An 18,421-nucleotide genomic window follows, 5' to 3' on the forward strand; every position below is an offset into this window, starting at 1 on the left:
ATGATTTGCTGTTTTGCAATCCGAAAGAATCGCTGTATCTTTGGCGCTCAATTTTTTGAATGTCTTTACATCAAATTTGAAACGATAACGCTGAACTATGCCACAGCATAAGTCCGCTGAAAAACGTGTACGCCAGTCCAAGCGTCGCAACGCCTATAACCGCGCTCGGAAAAAAGAGGCGAAACAGTTGATTAAAACCGTTGCACGTCTTGCTGCAAGCAATGCGCCAAAGGAAGAACTTGAAAAAGCGCTGCGTGCAGCGACCCAAAAGCTCGATCGCATTGCCGCTAAAGGCGTGATTCACAAAAACAAAGCTGCTCGCCAAAAATCGGCGCTCGCGAAACTGGTCAACCGTCGCACCCAATCAGCCAGCGCTTCAGCGTAAAGTCGGCATAGTGCTCTTGAGGTGCCTGTCTTACGCCCTGTTGCTACGTTTATTTCATCTTAACTTGCCGCTCTCATGATTGCCTACCTGATTGGCACGCTGACCGACAAATCGCCGACAGAGGTAACGATGGAAGTAGGCGGCATTGGCTTTAGTGCGAGTATTTCAGCAAATACCTATGCGGAATTACCAGAGCTCAATCAGACGGTCAAATTGCTTACTTATCTTTATGTGCGTGATGATGCCTTTCAACTCTATGGTTTTGCTCGCGAAGAAGAACGTGTGATCTTTAAGCTGCTAATTAGCGTTGGCGGTGTCGGACCCAAAATGGCGCAAACCATTCTTTCTGGCATGGACGTTGGGGCACTGCGTGAAGCCATTATTGGCAATCACCTTGCTGCGCTGACGCGCATTTCAGGCGTAGGCAGAAAAACTGCAGAGCGCATCATTTTGGAACTACGCGATAAACTTACCAAATTAGATTTAAAACCAACGCCAATCGGTGTTCAAAGCGACTTGCAGCAAGCCCGAAGTGATGCGTATTCTGCACTTTTAGCACTTGGCTTTGCAAAGCCTGTTGCCGAAAAAGCCATGCGTGCCGCCATCGCTGAAGCACCGAATGCAAAAACCGATGAACTTGTGCGCCTCGCTCTAAAGTACGCACAGAAGTGATAGCCCTTAAGTCTTCAACTTTAGATGTCAAAAAGCCACTCATAAATCTGCCGGCGGTTTAGTAACTTACGCCGTAAGCCATAAGCTTAGAGCGCAATTTGCGCCACAGACACTGCAGGATGAAAATACACCGAGTTTAACACTTTTGATTTAATCAATGACCTATCAAGATGCCATCGCCTTTTTGTTTCCGCTTCACCGCTTCGGCATGAAGATGAGCTTGGAGAATATCACGGCGCTTTGCAACTATCTGGGTAACCCTGAACGCCGGCTTGGCACCGTTGTGCATATTGCCGGCACAAATGGCAAAGGGTCAACTGCGGCATTTATGGCATCAATTTGCCAAGAAGCAGGATTAAAAACCGCACTTTACACCTCGCCGCATGTCGAACGCTTTGAGGAAAGAATTCGCATCAATGGTCAGATGATTAGCGAAGACTACATAGCAGGCTTAACCGCTGACCTCAAAGCAAAAATTCAAGACCTTAATGCGACGTTTTTTGAAGCTACAACGGCTATGGCGTTTAGGTATTTTTCAGAAGAATCCGTTGATGTCTCCGTCATTGAAGTGGGCATGGGCGGGCGACTTGATGCAACTAATGTGGTCTTGCCTGATTATTGCCTCATTACGCCGATTGATTATGACCATCAACAGTGGTTAGGCGAGACTATTGAGCAAATTGCCGCAGAAAAAGCAGGTATCGTGAAATCTCGTGCCCAGACTATTGTGGCTCGTCAGCACTTGGAAGCGCTGGAAGTGATTATGGCAGTCGCAAAAGAAAAAAAAAGTCGCCTGTTACAGTTGCCCCAGCGGTTGCACACAGTCAACTTGCGCCCTCTGCGTTAGGTGAGTTGGCGGTACATCTCAAAACGCCCGTACGCAGTTATTTTGGCTTGCGCACCTCACTCTGGGGTCAGTATCAAGCCGAAAACTTGCGTCTTGCTACGCTCTGCGCAGAGGCTATGACTCTTACCGAGCGCGCTATCCGTGATGGCATTCGGCATGTTTTGCGCAACACAGGACATCGTGCGCGTCTGGAAATTCTTTCTCGTTCACCGCTTGTAATCTTGGATGCATCGCACAATCCCAACGGCATGGAACACACCGTTCGCACTTTGGAGCAGCATCGCCATGAGTTTAATCGACTCTTAGTTATCTTTGGGGCTATGCAGGATAAGGATATCAGAGGCATGCTGCTGCCTCTTGCACGTATAGCAAATAAGTTTTATCTCGCATCTGCGAATCTTGAGCGTGCGGCTCGTGTGGAGGACCTTGCTCTGTTGCTTTCAGAGATTGGGGCTATGCACCGCACTTTTGAGAGCATTGCGCAAGCCGTTCATGCTGCAAGAGAAGAGATGCAGGAAAAAGATGCTTTGCTGATAACAGGTTCGTTTTATGTCTCAGGCGAAGTTTCGTTAATCTTGAAGATGAGTGGTGAGTCTGAAAAAGTCCTTGCGTAATTTTGTTGTTTGTCTCAAATTTGTCCTTATATTTGCAGTTGAACGCATTAAGTAAGCAAATCACTTTTTTCAATACACTCTCTTTCACAAGCCTGTGTCGGCCTGCATTCAGACTTTGAAGCGTCAACTGTAACTTTGAAATACGCGCCGAAGATTTTTCTACGGGAATTTTCTATACCCTTTCAAACACGTCACTGAGTTGAAACTGTAATTGCTCTCGTAAGAGAAGCATTACAACATTATAATTCTCAACATCATTCTTGAAGATAATTATGAGTTCACCAAGCACTGCAACTACCGCCACGACCAACGGGCTTGATATTGCTACCCTGCAAAAAAAGAAGGTGGCTGAGCTGACTGTCATCGCAAAAGAAATGGGCATTTCCACAAGCGGGTTGCGCAAAGATGAGATTATCTATAAAATCATCGAGACACAAGCCCAAAAGGCTGAGAGTGCACCCGAAACTGCCACTAATGTCATCACCAATACGGGTGTCTTGCAAGTGATGTCTGACGGCTATGGCTTTTTGCGCTCACCGAACTACAACTATCTTTCTTCGCCCGATGACATTTATGTCTCGCCTTCGCAAATCAAACGCTTCAATATGAAGACGGGTGACACCGTGCGCGGGCAAGTACGTGCGCCGAAAGAAGGCGAGCGATTCTTCGCTCTGCTTAAAATTGAGACCATTAACGGCGTTGATCCTGAAGCCATACGCGATAGAATCAATTTCGATAACCTTACACCGCTCTATCCTACCGAGCGCTTGCGCTTGGAGACCGTGCCCAGCGAAGTTTCCATGCGAATTATGGACATCTTCACACCGATTGGCAAAGGGCAACGTGGCTTGATTGTAGCACAGCCCAAAACAGGCAAAACCATGCTTTTGCAAAAAATTGCAAACAGCATCGCTAAGAATCATCCCGAAGTCTATCTCATTGTGCTGCTGATTGATGAACGCCCTGAAGAAGTCACTGATATGGAGCGCAATGTGCAAGCTGAAGTCATTAGCTCGACCTTCGACGAAGAGCCCGAGCGGCATGTGCAAGTTGCAGAGATGGTCCTTGAGAAAGCCAAGCGCCTTGTGGAAACGCGCCGTGATGTGGTCATCTTGCTCGACTCCATTACACGCCTTGCTCGTGCACATAACACGGTTATTCCGCATTCTGGTAAGATTCTCTCTGGCGGGATTGATGCTAATGCTCTGCATAAGCCCAAGCGATTTTTTGGTGCCGCACGCAATGTCGAAGAAGGTGGCAGCCTGACCATTATTGCTACAGCACTCGTCGATACAGGCTCACGTATGGACGATGTTATCTTCGAAGAGTTCAAAGGCACAGGTAATATGGAACTTGTGCTCGATCGTCGCCTTGCAGATCGGCGCATCTTCCCTGCTATTGATATTCTCAAATCTGGTACACGCCGTGAAGAGTTGCTCGTCTCACAAGAAGAAATTTCAAGAATGTGGCTCCTGCGCAAATACCTTGCCGACAAGACCCCAATTGAAGGTATGGAGTTTATTTTGGAGAAAATCGAGAGCACAAAGAGCAACAAAGAGTTCTTCAAACTCATGAACGCGGGAGCATAAGCGAAGCAAAGGGCGCAACTTTATCTCACAGTTGATGCTGTGCTTTGAATTGACGCAAGGCTTGTTCAATTTCTTGTGAGGTTGCAAACTTCAAGCACTGCGCAGCTAGTTCGCTGGCTTCATTGAGCAAGACACGCGAAATGATGCGCTTGATTTGCGGAATGTTTGAACTTGCAACGCTAAATTCGTGCAGTCCTAAGCCCAAAAGCAAGGGTATTGCTAAGGTGTTTGCAGCCATCTCACCACACATTGACACACGGCACCGATACTTTCGTGCTACCTTGATAATCCGACCAATCATGCGAATCACCGCAGGGTGAAGGCGATTGTAAAGGCTCTGCACGACTTCGTTGTTGCGGTCAACGGCAACTGTGTATTGTATGAGATCATTGGTGCCAATACTAAAAAATTCAAGCTCTTGGGCGAGTTCCTCAATGAGTTCCACAGCAGAAGGGACTTCAATCATTGCACCAAGCCGTAGAGGTGCTTCAGGTATGGCTTTTTGCTTTTTAAGGTCTTGCTTGACTCGTGCGAGTATTTTCTTGACGGCACGCACTTCCTCGACAGAGGAGACCATCGGAATCATCACTTGGATGTTGCCATGCTGATTGGCTCTAAGCAATGCGCGCAATTGATTTTCTAAGAGTTCAGGCACATCGAGCAAGATGCGTACCCCGCGCCAGCCTAAGTTTGGGTTCTCTTCTTTGTAAGAAGCATAGAGGAATTTATCGCCACCGATATCAAAGAGCCGAACAGTCAGCGGCTTTGGCGCAAGTTGCGTGGCAAGTTGTGTGTAGTATTCAGTTTGCTCTTCCTCGCTCGGGGGTTCACTACCTGCAATAAACAGGGTCTCGCTGCGAAACAGCCCGACACCCTCTGAGCCAAACTTTTCTATCGATGGCAATTCTTCTTTGAAGTCAATGTTGGAGTAAATGTAGATGCGCTTTCCGCAAGCTGTTTTAGTCTTGCTTTGTGCAAGTGTTGGATTTAGTGCAGAGAGTTTGCGTTTGGCTTTGCGTTCATAGAGCAGGAGCGTCTCTGCTGAGGGATGAAGCACGATTTTGCCGTCGTAGCCATCAATGAGCATCACATTGCCTGTGTGCACCTGCGAGACAAGGTCGCGCAGTCCTACCACCATAGGTACCCCCAGCGATTGACATATCAGCGCTGCATGTGAAGTGGCACCGCCGCTCTCTGTAGCACAACCAAGCATATTTTGGCGACTGAAGAGAATCACATCAGCAGGGGTGAGCACTGCAGAGACAACAATGCTGTGCTCTGGAATGCGCGAGATAATCTGACCAGAATAAAGATTGCGAATGAGACGTTCTTTGAGATCTTGAAAATCATACGCACGCTCTCGAAACATCGCTTCGCTAGACGCCAGCAGCATTTGTTGATATTTCGCAATTTCTTCACTAGCAATTACACCAGCTCGGCGATGCTCTTGACGAATGCGTCGTTCCACGCTTTGAACAAAGACTTCATCGCGTAACATCATAATTTGCGCCGTGAAAATTTCAGAGTATGCACCGCCAATTTTTGTTCAGTGATATGAGCAATCTTTTCAAGCTCCTTCGTGGAACGCTCTAAGGCAAGATGCCAGCGCGCAATTTCATCTTGAATGTACTCTTGCCGCATTTCAGGCTCACTTGCTGAAAGTGCATCATGTTTCTTGCGCTCGAACACATATACTATGCCCTTCGCAATGCCTTTGGAAGCGGCAATACCCTGAAAAAAAGTTCGGATGATTGCGGTAATGTAAGTTGCTCTTTTTCCATCTGTTACTGGCTTTGCAGAATATAGCATGCCAGCGAAAATTTCTACACGGCTTCAAAAGAAGTTTGTAATGAACTTTGTAACTTCACTTGCAATCAAGACTATCATTATCCATGAGTCTAACACCTGACGCAGAACAGTCATCGCGCAAAAATTCCTCGAAAGCCACTGCACGCGCGGCTGCGGTATTTAAGTCAGAATTGCAAATCGTTGAGCACGCCGCAAAAATTGCTAAAAGCACGGAGCTTAGTAACGAGGAATTGCTCAGAGAGTATAAGTTTCTTGCGCAAGAGTATCAACGGCTCCTGCAAGAGGCGGTGAAGATTACCAAAGTCGGCGATACCATGCAAGAAAAATTACTCAAGGCGCAAGAGGCTTTGCAAGAACTCAATGCGAAACTTGCTGATACGAATCTGCAACTCAATAGCGAGCGTGAGCGCTCTGAACAACTGCTGCGCAACATTTTACCCGGCATCATTGCCGATCGTATGAAGCGTGGTGAGACAACCATTGCAGATTCATTCAACGAAGTTACGGTGCTGTTTGCCGATATCGTCGGCTTTACCCATCTCTCTTCCGTTACCTCGCCAGAGTTTGTTGTCGCTATTCTCAATGACGTTTTTGCTTACTTTGATGATCTGTGCGAAAAATATGGGTTGGAGAAAATCAAAACCATCGGCGATTCCTACATGGCCGTCAGTGGCGTGCCTGAAGAACGGCGCGATCATGCAATTGCCGCTGCCGAAACTGCTCTGGAAATGCTCGATAGCCTCGATAAGTTAGAGCTGGCACGCATGGGACATCTTAGCATGCGCATTGGTCTGAGCACTGGTAGCGTTGTGGCTGGCGTTATTGGCAAAAAGAAATTTATCTATGACCTCTGGGGCGATACAGTCAATATCGCTAGCCGAATGGAATCGCAGGGCGTCAGCGGAAAAATTCAGGTGTCAGAGTCATCATTTAAGTTACTTAAAAACCGCTACATCTTCGAAGGCCCGGGCAAAATCAATGTGCGCGGCATTGGGGAAATGCCAACCTATTTTCTTGTTGGACGCAAATCGTTTCACACCTAGAGCCACCGCTTCAAGACCGACGCCATACGCTGCGCTGCTTGCTCTACCTCCTGCATCGTATTAAACTTCGAGAAAGAGACCCGAATACTGGTACGTGCTTCTTGCTCCGTTTTCCCCAAGGCTAAGAGCACGTGCGATGGCTTTTCTGTACCGCTCGTGCATGCACTGCCACTTGAGACCGCTATCCCACAAGCATCAAACGCTAACAGCAACACATCAGCTGCAACTTTGCTGGCGACTTTAATCTTGAATGTCAGATTTAAAATGTGAGGTAACGCTGCATCTGGTTGCCCATTGATTTCAAACGCTATACCTTCACGCTCTAATTGAGAGAGAAATCTCTCGCGTAACGCCTCGACATGTGCCATCGTCTGCGCTGCTGATGATGTTGCACGCTGTAGTGCTTCAGCCAGTGCTAAAGCAAAGGCGTAGTTCTCCGTACCTGCGCGTCGATTGCGCTCATGACTCCCGCCGTGCAATAGCGGTTCAATTGGCACGCCCTTGCGCACATAAATTGCTCCAATTCCTTTCGGCGCATGAAACTTGTGTCCAGAAATTGAGAGCATATCCACGCCCAGTTTTTCTACATGGATTGGCAACTTTGCTGCGGTTTGAACCGCATCGCTATGCACAAATGCGCCATATTGCTTAGCTATCTGCGCCATCTCTTCAAGAGGATTGATATTGCCGAGTTCATTATTGGCATGCATGATTGAGACCAGTGTAGCCATTTCTTTATCGCCGCTGCACAAAAGTTTTTTTAGACTGTCAAGGTCGAGTATGCCGCGAGCATCATGCTCAACAAAGTGCACTGGTGCATCAAAGACACTTTCAATCCACGCAAGACTTTCGAGCACGGCTTTATGTTCAAGGCGTGAGCTAATAAAACGAAAAGGCTTTTTGGCACGCATCATTGCAAAGGCAAATCCTTTGAGCGCAAAGTTATTGGCTTCCGTACCGCTTGATGTAAAGAAAATCTCAGCTGGTGAAGCGCCAAGCACTGTCGCCACACGCTCACGTGCTTCTTCCAAAATGTTTTTTGTGAATTGTCCGAAAGAATGAATTGAGGCTGCGTTACCAAAGTGTTCTGTGAAATAGGGTTGCACCTGCGCCCAAACTTCTGGCTCAATGGCGGTCGTAGCCGCATTGTCAAGATAAATGCGTGTCATCGTAGCATTGATTTTTTTTCATAGCATCTCAAACACTCTTTGTGAGCAGAAATGTTCATTAGGCAAGTTCAGAAACGCACTTGTACTGTGGTGCGTGGGATGAGTGCGCCCGTCAGCGGGTCAGGTGTTAGGTCAAGAGTTGTCTTGATGCGCCAATTGTATTCATTGGTGGCTAAGACTGCATCGATCACACTAAAGAGGTGATTGAGAATGATGAAATATGTTACGGTTGTAGCGCGGTTCAAAATGTCGTTGAAGTCTCGACGCTGAATGCCATAATTCAAAAAATGTTGACTGGCAGGTGGAAATGCATTGCTAAGTTGACGCAGGTCGAAGTCATCCCAACCGATGGCATATTCGCTGTATTTGCCGATGAGTTCATAGTACTGCTGTGAGCCGAAAGGTGAGAGTGTATGCGAGAACGTGGTGCCATTGGCAAAGACAGCCTGTCGCTCAAAAGTGTTAAGGAAGCGATAGTCTTGATTGCGGATTTCGTTCAGACGTGCTGACGTGCTGAGTTCTTGCGCCAGTGAGCGCAGCTGTGGATTAGGATGTTCGCGGAAAATTTGAGAGAGCCGACTGGCATAACGCGCGGCACTCCACCGTGAAAGCCCATCGTTGAGAGCGGAAGGGGCATCAGCAAAAGCCTTGTAATCTTGCGCTGCGCGATTGCCTCGATCGAGAAGTTGTATGTGAAATATCCACAGCGCAGCTTCTATGGCTACAAACAATCCTGCGCGTAAGTAACTTTCTGCGTAAAACTCTCCTGCCCCCGGCACAATTGCCGAGAAAATACCTGCCAAAGCTGGCGAGCGAAGCATGCGAGGTTGCGCCTTCTCAAGTGTGGCATGGTGCACTTGAGTCTGCAGCGAACTTACACGCTCACCTTGCAACTTAGCTTGAAAACCGCGCTTGGCTTCATACTCTGCTTGCAATTTAGAGGCATCAAGAACACTGAAAGACGCACGCACTTGCGCAAACAGCACATCTACAAAAAGCAAACTACTACAGAGCAGGACAATTGACCTCAGTGCTAAGAATTTTTGTGCATTTGAGAAAATTTTGGTCGCACTACAATCTTGCGCACAAAATACGAAATGTCTATGCTGCGCAAAGACCAAGCTGTCGAATTGCAACGATGCCACAGGTTGTGTTACAATACAACAGCCACGATACCGCCAATCGAGAATGCTAGCACCCAACTGCCGAACCATATGGTCATAGCTTCGCGCACCCCGCGCTCTTTGAGCAGCACCATCAAACTTGCAATACATGGCACAAACAGCGTGATGACTGTAAGCGAGACCACTATCTGCTTTGGCGTCAAGGCAAGTTCATAGAGACCTGCTGCGCCAAAATCGCGCCGTACCATTCCCATTACAAAAGCGCGTGCGGCATCGGCAGGTAAGTCTAACCAGCGAGTGGTTATCGGCTCAAAGACATTTACCCATGCGCTCAAAAGTCCTGTAACTTGCATCGTAGAAACTAGCACGGCGCCGATGAAAAACCACGGTGAGGCTTCTTTCATGAAACTTAGCGTCTTAATCCAAGTTTTTTTGATAATGTTGTCAAGGCGTGGCAAACGTATCGGCGGCAAATCAATCAGCAGGGCGGAAGACTTGCCCGGTAAAATTTTGTCAATTGCTGTGCCAATGCCCACAAGATTTGCAAGAATAATCACGAAGAAGATGAGCGTGTATTCGCCGCCTGCTTTGGTGAGCAAGGCAGTAATGACCGCCAGCTGTGCCGAGCAAGGAATTGCAAAATTGAGAATCGAGGCAGCAATCGTTTTCTCGCGTGAGGTATTCAGCAAGCGTGTTGTAATCGTTGCCATCGTTACACAGCCAAAGCCCAAGATAATTGGAATGACCGCGCGACCGTTGAGCCCCATCATGTTGAGCAGTCTATCAACCATAGTTGCAAGACGTGGCAAGTAACCACAATCTTCAAGAATTGCAAGGAAAAGGTAAAAGCCAATAATGAGTGGCAAGAGCAGGAAAAGCAAGTATGTAACGGTCATGGTGATGGCACCAAACTCACCGGCAAGAATGGTTACGAGTTTTCCCCACAGCGTCTCTTGCGAAAAAGTAAAACTCTGCATCACATCTTTGCCTTCAATGAACTTGCGCAACTTTTGCAGCTCTGCATCATCAGCACGTGTGCCATTTGGGAAATCAAATGTGCGTGTCTCCACGACCTTCTCTTCACCCTCCTCATTCTCTTGCAAGACTTCAACAGAAATGCTTACTGGTGTGATGAGCGCAAACACATGTTTGACCGCAGGTTCCCAAAGTTTATTGCCGTATTCTACTTCCAGATGTCCTACCACACGCTGTGCCACCAGCACTCCAACAACTTGATAGATTAGCCAGAGCATCAAGAACAGAATCGGGATACCTGTTATCGGGTTGATTGTCCATTGTCCTAATTTTTCGCTTAGCTGCATGCTAAAACGCATCGCTGATTTTTGCTTGTAGACTTTCGCTACAAGTTCATTTACGCGGTTGCGGCGCGCCACATAGATTTCTTCGCGTCTGTCCATTGGTCGAAGCGCATGGCGTTCTGCGACCACTTCATCACCTTCGAGAATCATCAGAGCGTCGGCAGTAGGGTTCGTTGTCGGTTTGAGCCTCGCTCTTAGCGCTTCAATTTCGTGCTGCAGCGCTGCATCGGAGTGCCCTACACGGGCGTGTGGCAGCATGGCTTCAAGTCTGTCAAATCCTTTTTTCTTAATTGCCACAACTTCGACGACCGGCACGCCCAGCAAGCGTTCTAATTCTTTGGTATCGATCTCTAAGCCAGCTTCACTCAGCGCATCCATCATGTTGAGCGCCACAACCATTTTGAAGCGCATATCGATCAGTTGCAGCGTCAGAAAAAGATCGCGCTCGAGATTGGTTGCATCCACCACGTTCAAGACCACATCCGCCGAAAGCACGGTATCGCGTGCCACACGCTCTTCATCGTTGAAAGAACTTACACCATAGATGCCTGGTGTGTCATAGACCTCATAATTTTTGTAATGGGCACGGGCGATTTCAACCGTTGTGCCCGGAAAATTAGAGACATCGACATACAAACCGCTGAAGTAATTGAAGAAGCCTGACTTACCCACATTCGGGTTACCAACTAAAACCAACTTGGTCGGTCTAGCCGTCGCTGTGTCTTTAGAAACGGCGGGAATTGGTGCGGTCACTTCTGCCTCTGTCGGCAGCTCAAATGTAGACTTTTCCATAGCATGAAATGTTGAAATTAGTTTTCAAAGGTCTCTACCCAAATTTTATTAGCCAGTTCTCTGCCGATTGCTACCTCTTGTCGCTGGTGCTTGATGACGATAGGACCAAACGGCAATCGCTCAAAGCAGATGCCTGTACTGCCTTCGCCTAAACCAAAGCGCAAAAGCTGAGTGCGTGTATCCTTATCATCAATACGCACCACTTTGAATCGTTTTCCCTTTTTGACATGGTTAAGCAAAATCACATTTGTTTTATTTTTATTTAGATTGAATCTAATCGAATTCTCCTAACTCACCAAGCCGTCTTTATGCGCATACTTTCGTAAGCACTTGTCGCACTTTACTGCGTGCTATCGGCAGGTGCAGCGAAACTTGTCAATCCTGAGCCATAGGGGAAAAGATCAGGAATGCTTACAGGGAGTTTGCCTTTTGGCGTCAGTTGTCCTGTTATCACTTTCAGTGCAGCGATTTCAGAGACTTTGGCAGGGCAATATGTGCACAGATAGGCTGGGACATCAGGCACGTCCATGATGATATAAGGTGTGCCAAATGAAATCAGCACAATTGGAATCTGACGCGCATTACACATTTTGACTAAAGTTTGTAGAAACTTGGTCTGGTCTTTATCCAAGCCGAATTTGCCTTCCCATGCGCGTGTATCGGCATAACAGGAGACGATAACAGCAGCGGATTTTTCAGCGGCGCGCAAGGCAAATTTGAAGTTCAGTTCATTGCTCTTGGGCATAAGTTGCAAGCGCAGGGTATTGGAATAGACTTTTTCGAGTTCTGCAAAGAAACTTTTGCCGATGGTGCAGTTCTCCGAGGTTTGCAGCGAGATATTGAGCACACGCTGTTTCGGCTCAGTCAGTTGAAGTGGTAAAATTCCTCGTTCATTCTTGAGCAGCGTAATAGAGTTATTTGCAACTTCCTGTGCCAGCATTTGATGGGCGCGCGTGCCTACTTTGGTCTCAATGTCGTCCAGACTCACAAAACGCGATTTATTCAAGCCAAGCCAAGCTTTAAGTGCAAGAATTTTGCGTACGGATGCATTGATGCGCTCAAGCTCGATTTGTTGTTCTTGCACGGCTTTGAGTAGTGCGCTTTGCGCTGCATCAATATCGGGCGACATCAGAATCATATCGTTGCCTGCCAGCACGGCGCGCACAGCAGCTTCGCCAACCTCAAAGTTTTTCCTCACGCCTTTCATCCCCATCGCATCAGTTACGACCAAGCCTTTGAAGCCTAATTCTTCACGCAAAATTTTGGTTGTGATTTCAGGCGAGAGTGTTGCTGGGATTTTGTCAGAGAGACTGATTTTTGGAAGTGCTAAGTGTCCGACCATCACACTAGCCACACCTTGCTCAATGGCATGCCTGAACGGTTTGAGTTCAAGTGCATTGAGGCGAGGGCGCTCGAACGGCAAGATGGGTAAATCTTTATGACTATCGATATCCGTGTCGCCGTGTCCAGGAAAATGTTTGACCGTTGCAATCATTCCGCCGGCTTGAGTGCCTTTGATGAAAGCCGCTGCCATTTGATTGGTGAGCGCAACATTTTCACTAAAGGCACGTGTATTGATGATGGGGTTGCGTGGATTATTGTTCAGATCGACCGATGGTGCATAGTTTTGATGAATGCCTAAGGCACGCGCTTCTCTGGCAATAGCTTGTGCGACACGGAAAGCATATTCTGGCTTACGGGTTGCTGCAATTGCCATATTGTAGGGGAATTCTGTTGCGCGTTCAATGCGCATGGATACACCCCATTCCATGTCGGCACTAATGAGCAATGGAATTTTTGCAAGGCGCTGCAATCGATTTGCCAGCATTGCTGCTTCATAGACATCACCTTTGGAGAACATTACGCCACCGATTTTACCTGAACGCACAAGCTCTGCAAGGCGCTCAAAGTCTGCGTTATCTGCACTCATGTAAAACGAGTAAGAAAACGCACTGAACATTTGCCCAATTTTTTCTTCAAGCGTAAGCGATGCTAAAGTGGAATCGACCCATGCTGAAGTATTGGGGAACATCTCTTCGAAAGTGTTCAGCGGCAGCGGTTCATCGACCAGCGAAATCGGTATTCTTGTAGTGAGCAATTCTTTGGTGAGCGATATTTCGCTGCTTACTTGCGCCGAAAGTGATAGCGGCAAGCTTATCAGCAAACAGACCATAGCCATGAAATGCAGGGAGCGAAAACATCTCGGCGCAGTTTTTGAGCTCATCGTTATCTCTTCGGATTGATTGCGGTTTTGTGTTTCAAGCCATGCTTTCATACGCTGCACACTTGTCAAAGTTTAGCGATAGTTTTCGAACTGTAAGGGCAAATTCAGATCCAACGCCAGTAAGTGTTTTTGCACAGCTTGCAAATCATCAATCTGCTTGCCACTGACGCGTATGGCATCGCCTTGCACTTGGGCTTGCACTTTGAGTTTTAAGTCTTTTATAGCAGTCGTAATTTGCTTTGATACCTCTTTGCTGATGCCTTGCTTCAACTTGATTTTTTGGCGAACTGTGTTTTGCGATGCCGGCTCAATTTTACCATACTCTAAGGCTTTGATAGAAATACCGCGCTTGATGAGTTTGGATTGCAACACATCAATGACAGATTTCAGTGTAAATTCATTTTGCGACTCTAATGTCAGTTCCATCTCCTTTTCATTGAAGAGAATTTGCGATTTTGAGTCTTTGAGGTCATAGCGCTGTTGCAGTTCTTTGCGCGCTTGATTGAGCGCATTGTCGAGTTCCTGCATTGGAATTTTGGAGACGATGTCAAAAGAGTGTTCGCTTGCCATTGCCAAGACAAGTTGTTGATTACTTTTTCATTTGAGTTTGCATCGCTTTGGTAGCCTGCTGACGTGATGTTGAGTTTGCTCTCCAAGTGATGCTATTTTCAAATGTTTAGCTTGGAATATAAGTTTGCGCAATTTGCAAAAAACTTTCTTGCTATGTAGCCGAGAGATGAACGCAACACAACTTGGCATTTTAGCTTATATCGTGCTTCAACTTGGCCTTGGCTTTTTGCTCTCTCGGCGCATTCACACTGAAGCAGATTATTTGCTGGCTGGACGCCGCTTAGGCTTAAGCATTTCAGTGCTCACACTCTTTTCCACATGGTTTGGCGCAGAAGCCTGTCTTGGTGCTGCTGGCGTGATTTATCAAGAAGGGCTTTCGGGTAGTGTTGCAGATCCATTTGCTTATGGCATCTGCCTTTTGCTGATGGGACTGTTCTTTGCCGTGCCGCTTTGGAAAAGAAACTTGACCACACTGGCTGATTTTTTTCGGCAGCGTTATGCTCCTTCAGTTGCACAGCTTGCTGCAGTCTTGATGATTCCCTCGTCACTTTTGTGGGCAGCCTCGCAGATGCGTGCGTTCGGACAAGTGCTCTCTGCCTCTTCCCATCTTGACATTTCAGTTGCAATTACACTCTCTGCTGCCGTTGTGGTGATCTATACCATCTCAGGTGGATTGTGGGCTGATGCGATTACTGATGTCGTGCAAGGCTTGATGCTAATTGTTGGCTTGACAAGCCTTTTTGTCGTGGTGCTGATGCAAACGACACCTGAGCATCTTTCCATCGCCTTTACAGCTGAGCGATTAAATCTCTTTCAGAGTGGCTCAATTTTGCAGCAACTTGAAGCATGGCTTGTGCCCATTTGCGGCTCGGTCGTGGCGCAGGAGCTTGTGGCACGTGCCCTTGCTGCAAAGTCAGCGCATGTGGCAAGCCGCTCAGCCTTGATTGCAAGTGCGTTATACATGCTCTTTGGCACCATCCCTGTGCTCCTCGGCCTGCTTGGCATTGCACTTCTTCCAAATCTGAGCGATGCAGAAAAACTTTTACCGATTGCTGCACACACCTACTTGCCTCCAGTTTTGTATGTGCTTTTTATCGGTGCGCTCTTTTCTGCCATTCTCTCGACCGTCGATAGCACACTCCTTGCTGCAAGCGCTCTTTTAGCGCACAATGTCATTTTGCCGATGCGTCCTGATATGAGCGAGACTGCCAAGGTACGCATCAACGCTTAGGGGTTGGACTTTTTGGAATTGCTGCATATTGCTTAGCGCTGTATGTCAGCAGCATTCATGAACTTGTCAAACTTGCCTCGGCAATTGGCAGTGCAGGTGTCTTTGTGGTGGTGGCTGTCGGTCTGTTTTCACCGCTCGGTCAGAAATACAGCGCCACAGTCGCCTTGCTGGCAGGCGCACTTGTCTGGACTTTTGGCACTTACCTTCTTCATCTTGATTTTGCATACACACTTGCCTTAGGCGTATCTTTCCTAAGTTATGCTGTAGGCGCATGTCTCGAGCATCTGCATGCGACACAGATTTCTGCAAAGTCACGCGCTTTAAGTGCAACATCTTTGCCAGTGTCTCAACATTTTTCATTATCTCAACAATTTTTCAGCACATGCAAAATGGAACACTCAATTCGTGAGGAATTTAATCGTAAATTCAAGCGCGAAACCTATCAAGCCTTCATCAACGATCTAAACAAGTATAATCGTGGCGCAATGGATTTTCGACTCTGCGAAACCCCACTCTTTCTTTCAGAGAAAATGACGCAGGAGTTGATACACGCCTGCGACATCTTAATTGACGAACTCATCGCGCCTGACTTTCTCAAACGTTTAGATGCCGCTGTGCCCGAACACCTGCGCGTACCTAACGAAGATGCACATCCCACATTTTTGCAAATTGATTTTGCACTTGTAAGTTTGCCAAATGGCGAACTTGCCCCGCGCTTGATTGAACTGCAAGGCTTTCCAACACTTTATGCCTTTCAATGGCTACTTGATCTCAAAATCCGTCAGTTCTTCGATATTCCCGATTCGCTGACACCATACTTTAGCGGACATTCATCCGATTCATACCTTAAACTCTTCAAACGCTTGCTTCTTGCTGATGCAGCACCTGAAAACGTCGTGCTGCTTGAAGTACAACCACACACTCAAAAAACTCGAGTTGATTTTTATTGCACCGAAGAGCTGACCGGCGTCAAGACGGTTTGTCTCACTGAAGTGATTAAGCGTGGAAAGAAACTCTACTACAAACAAAACGGCAAAGAGATTCCAATTGAGCGCATCTACAACCGCGTCGTCTTCGATGAACTCTACAAAAAGCAAATTGAGTTCGGCTTCCGCTTTCAAGATGAACTCGATGTCGTCTGGCTCAATCACCCAAATTGGTTTATGAAAATCTCCAAGTATTGTCTGCCGCTTTTCAAAAATGAATATGCGCCAAAGGCTTATTTGCTTTCTGACTTGGAGCATTATCCTGAAAATTTAGAGCACTATGTCTTAAAGCCGCTCTTTTCATTTTCAGGCTCTGGTGTAGAGATTGATGTCACGCCCGAGACGCTTGATCGAATTAGCGATCGTAAGAATTACCTTCTGCAAGAAAAAGTCGAGTACGCCCCCGTAGTGCGTACGCCCGAAGGTGGCACCAAAGCTGAAATCCGTATGATGTTTCTGTGGGATGAGAACGAAAAACCAACCTTGGTCAATAACCTCGTACGCATGAGCCGTGGCAAAATGCTTGGTGCATCTTACAACAAAGATGCAGAATGGATTGGTGCAAGTTTAGCTTATCATCCATAACCACGCACGCTCCATGATTCTTGTAACCGGTGGCGCTGGCTACATTGGTTCGCACGGTGTCCGGCAATTGCAACGCGCTGGCTATCAAACCCTCATTGTAGATAATCTCATCTACGGTCATCGTGACTTTGCTGAAAAAAGCGAGCATCTTATCGGCGATTTGCAAGATGCTGCATTTGTACAAGATGTCTTTGCACGCTATCAAATTCATGCCGTGATGCACTTTGCGGCATTTGCTTATGTGGGCGAATCAGTTAGAGAGCCTGCAAAGTATTACCGCAATAACCTTGTGGCCACACTCAACGTGCTTGATGCTATGCGACAGCACGGCGTAAAACTCTTCATCTTCTCTTCGACTTGTGCCACATACGGTGAACCTGAAGAAATTCCTATTCCTGAAACGCACCCACAGCGCCCGATTAACCCTTACGGACGCTCTAAACTCATGGTCGAACAAATCTTGCGTGATTACGATGCAGCCTACGGTATAAAGTTTGTCTCCCTGCGCTATTTCAATGCCGCCGGTGCCGATCCAGAAGGCGGTATCGGTGAAGACCATACGCCAGAGACCCATCTTATTCCCCTCTTGCTCGATGTCGCACTCGGCAAGCGCGAGTCCATCACCATCTATGGCAACGACTACCCTACGCCTGACGGCACCTGCATCCGCGATTACATTCATGTTACCGACCTTGCTGACGCACACGTCTTAGGCTTGAAATACCTTGAAGCGGGCGGCAACAGTGATGTGTTTAATCTCGGCAACGGCAATGGGTTTTCAGTTAAGGACGTACACGCAATGGCAGAGTGGGTAACTGGCAAACCTATCAAAGCCATTATCGGTGAGCGCCGCGCTGGCGACCCTGCACGACTTATCGGTAGCGCCGAAAAAGCAAAATGCATCTTAGGCTGGCAACCCCGATTTGCTGACCTTGAAACTATTATCCGCACCGCTTGGCAATGGCATCAAGAACGATTTGCATCTCGACTCACACAAAAATCTGCACCTTGAAGATTTGTGGGTTTGAAAATTTTTGTATATTTGTATGCTATATTCTGTCCTGATATATTCTGCCCTAAATCACCTGCTTAAAAATAACCAATAACCAATAACCAAAAAAACTCAATGAGTGGAGGCAATTCCATGGCAATACGGCTCTTCGCGTTGCTTCTCATCTCTTCTCTCATCCCTGCCTTAGCCACAGCGCAAAATAGGCAACTCTACTCCTACCAAAGTGGAAACTTCAATGACCCAAACATCTGGACGCTCACCAACGGCGGCACAGACTTCGTAGCGCCTAACGTTGATGATAACTTCACCATCAACCCGGGGCACACCATTACGCTGACCGCGAACTCGCAAATTGTTCAAACCGCTGCAGCACGCACCGTTACGGTCAACGGCACGCTTAATGTGCAGACCTTCACAACGCAGACTTTTGGCACGATTCAAGGCACTGGT

At 47.3% G+C, this 18,421-nt stretch carries 18 protein-coding genes; 10 read left to right on the forward strand and 8 right to left on the reverse strand.

All coding sequences use genetic code 11. From position 1 onward, the window contains the following. Nucleotides 1–97 precede the first annotated feature (97 nt). From rpsT to CMR00_09100, 5 genes are all read left to right on the forward strand, one after another. Nucleotides 98–385: a 30S ribosomal protein S20 gene (gene rpsT / locus CMR00_09080; GenBank protein ID PIO47674.1), complete on the forward strand. Its 288-nt coding sequence runs from the start codon at nucleotides 98–100 to the stop codon at nucleotides 383–385. Between the two features lie 75 nt (nucleotides 386–460). Then, the gene (locus tag CMR00_09085; protein PIO47675.1) at nucleotides 461–1,057 is read left to right on the forward strand and encodes a Holliday junction branch migration protein RuvA; all 597 of its coding nucleotides are present in this window, start codon (nucleotides 461–463) and stop codon (nucleotides 1,055–1,057) included. Between the two features lie 157 nt (nucleotides 1,058–1,214). Next, nucleotides 1,215–1,904, forward strand: coding sequence for a hypothetical protein (locus CMR00_09090; protein PIO47676.1), 690 nt, complete (start codon nucleotides 1,215–1,217; stop codon nucleotides 1,902–1,904). A 5-nt stretch (nucleotides 1,905–1,909) separates the two neighbouring features. Then, complete coding sequence (locus CMR00_09095; protein ID PIO47677.1) at nucleotides 1,910–2,518, forward strand: hypothetical protein; 609 nt, start codon at nucleotides 1,910–1,912, stop codon at nucleotides 2,516–2,518. 272 nt (nucleotides 2,519–2,790) lie between these two features. After that, entirely contained in the window at nucleotides 2,791–4,107 is a 1,317-nt protein-coding gene (locus tag CMR00_09100) for a transcription termination factor Rho (GenBank protein ID PIO47678.1), read from the forward strand. Between the two features lie 25 nt (nucleotides 4,108–4,132). On the opposite strand, the gene ptsP is transcribed toward CMR00_09100, so the two are convergent. Together ptsP and CMR00_09110 are read right to left on the reverse strand one after the other, a co-directional pair. Beyond that, entirely contained in the window at nucleotides 4,133–5,608 is a 1,476-nt protein-coding gene (gene ptsP / locus CMR00_09105; GenBank protein PIO47679.1) for a phosphoenolpyruvate--protein phosphotransferase, read from the reverse strand. Further along, entirely contained in the window at nucleotides 5,605–5,916 is a 312-nt protein-coding gene (locus tag CMR00_09110; GenBank protein PIO47680.1) for a hypothetical protein, read from the reverse strand. Before CMR00_09110 ends, ptsP begins: the two co-directional genes overlap by 4 nt. Nucleotides 5,917–5,999: 83 nt before the next feature. Here CMR00_09110 and CMR00_09115 point away from each other — a divergent pair, with 83 nt between their 5' ends. Beyond that, a complete protein-coding gene (locus CMR00_09115) occupies nucleotides 6,000–6,959 on the forward strand; it encodes an adenylate/guanylate cyclase domain-containing response regulator (protein PIO47681.1) in 960 nt (319 codons plus the stop codon). Here CMR00_09115 and CMR00_09120 read toward each other — a convergent pair. From CMR00_09120 to CMR00_09145, 6 genes are all read right to left on the reverse strand, one after another. Then, nucleotides 6,956–8,128: a cysteine desulfurase NifS gene (locus CMR00_09120; protein PIO47682.1), complete on the reverse strand. Its 1,173-nt coding sequence runs from the start codon at nucleotides 8,126–8,128 to the stop codon at nucleotides 6,956–6,958. The two genes, CMR00_09115 and CMR00_09120, sit on opposite strands and share 4 nt — an antisense overlap. A 68-nt stretch (nucleotides 8,129–8,196) precedes the next feature. Further along, nucleotides 8,197–9,273, reverse strand: coding sequence for a hypothetical protein (locus tag CMR00_09125; protein ID PIO47683.1), 1,077 nt, complete (start codon nucleotides 9,271–9,273; stop codon nucleotides 8,197–8,199). 8 nt (nucleotides 9,274–9,281) lie between these two features. After that, complete coding sequence (locus tag CMR00_09130; protein ID PIO47684.1) at nucleotides 9,282–11,363, reverse strand: ferrous iron transporter B; 2,082 nt, start codon at nucleotides 11,361–11,363, stop codon at nucleotides 9,282–9,284. Nucleotides 11,364–11,380: 17 nt separating this feature from the next. Then, the gene (locus CMR00_09135; GenBank protein ID PIO47691.1) at nucleotides 11,381–11,605 is read right to left on the reverse strand and encodes a ferrous iron transport protein A; all 225 of its coding nucleotides are present in this window, start codon (nucleotides 11,603–11,605) and stop codon (nucleotides 11,381–11,383) included. 98 nt (nucleotides 11,606–11,703) lie between these two features. Further along, a complete protein-coding gene (locus tag CMR00_09140) occupies nucleotides 11,704–13,638 on the reverse strand; it encodes a glycoside hydrolase family 3 (GenBank protein PIO47685.1) in 1,935 nt (644 codons plus the stop codon). Between the two features lie 21 nt (nucleotides 13,639–13,659). Continuing rightward, complete coding sequence (locus CMR00_09145) at nucleotides 13,660–14,157, reverse strand: YajQ family cyclic di-GMP-binding protein (GenBank protein ID PIO47686.1); 498 nt, start codon at nucleotides 14,155–14,157, stop codon at nucleotides 13,660–13,662. A 166-nt stretch (nucleotides 14,158–14,323) separates the two neighbouring features. On the opposite strand from CMR00_09145, the gene CMR00_09150 reads away from it, so the two are divergent. The 4 genes from CMR00_09150 to CMR00_09165 all read left to right on the forward strand — a co-directional run. Further along, on the forward strand, nucleotides 14,324–15,388 hold the full coding sequence (locus CMR00_09150; protein PIO47687.1) for a sodium:solute symporter: 1,065 nt from the start codon (nucleotides 14,324–14,326) through the stop codon (nucleotides 15,386–15,388). 389 nt (nucleotides 15,389–15,777) lie between these two features. Beyond that, complete coding sequence (locus CMR00_09155; GenBank protein ID PIO47692.1) at nucleotides 15,778–16,959, forward strand: hypothetical protein; 1,182 nt, start codon at nucleotides 15,778–15,780, stop codon at nucleotides 16,957–16,959. A gap of 13 nt (nucleotides 16,960–16,972) precedes the next feature. Beyond that, the gene (gene galE, locus CMR00_09160) at nucleotides 16,973–17,971 is read left to right on the forward strand and encodes a UDP-glucose 4-epimerase GalE (protein ID PIO47688.1); all 999 of its coding nucleotides are present in this window, start codon (nucleotides 16,973–16,975) and stop codon (nucleotides 17,969–17,971) included. A gap of 114 nt (nucleotides 17,972–18,085) precedes the next feature. After that, nucleotides 18,086–18,421, forward strand: a 336-nt coding sequence (locus CMR00_09165; GenBank protein ID PIO47689.1) for a hypothetical protein, incomplete at its 3' end; no start/stop codon positions are given.

The sequence above is a fragment of the [Chlorobium] sp. 445 genome (assembly GCA_002763895.1).
Classification (GTDB): domain Bacteria; phylum Bacteroidota; class Chlorobiia; order Chlorobiales; family Thermochlorobacteraceae; genus Thermochlorobacter.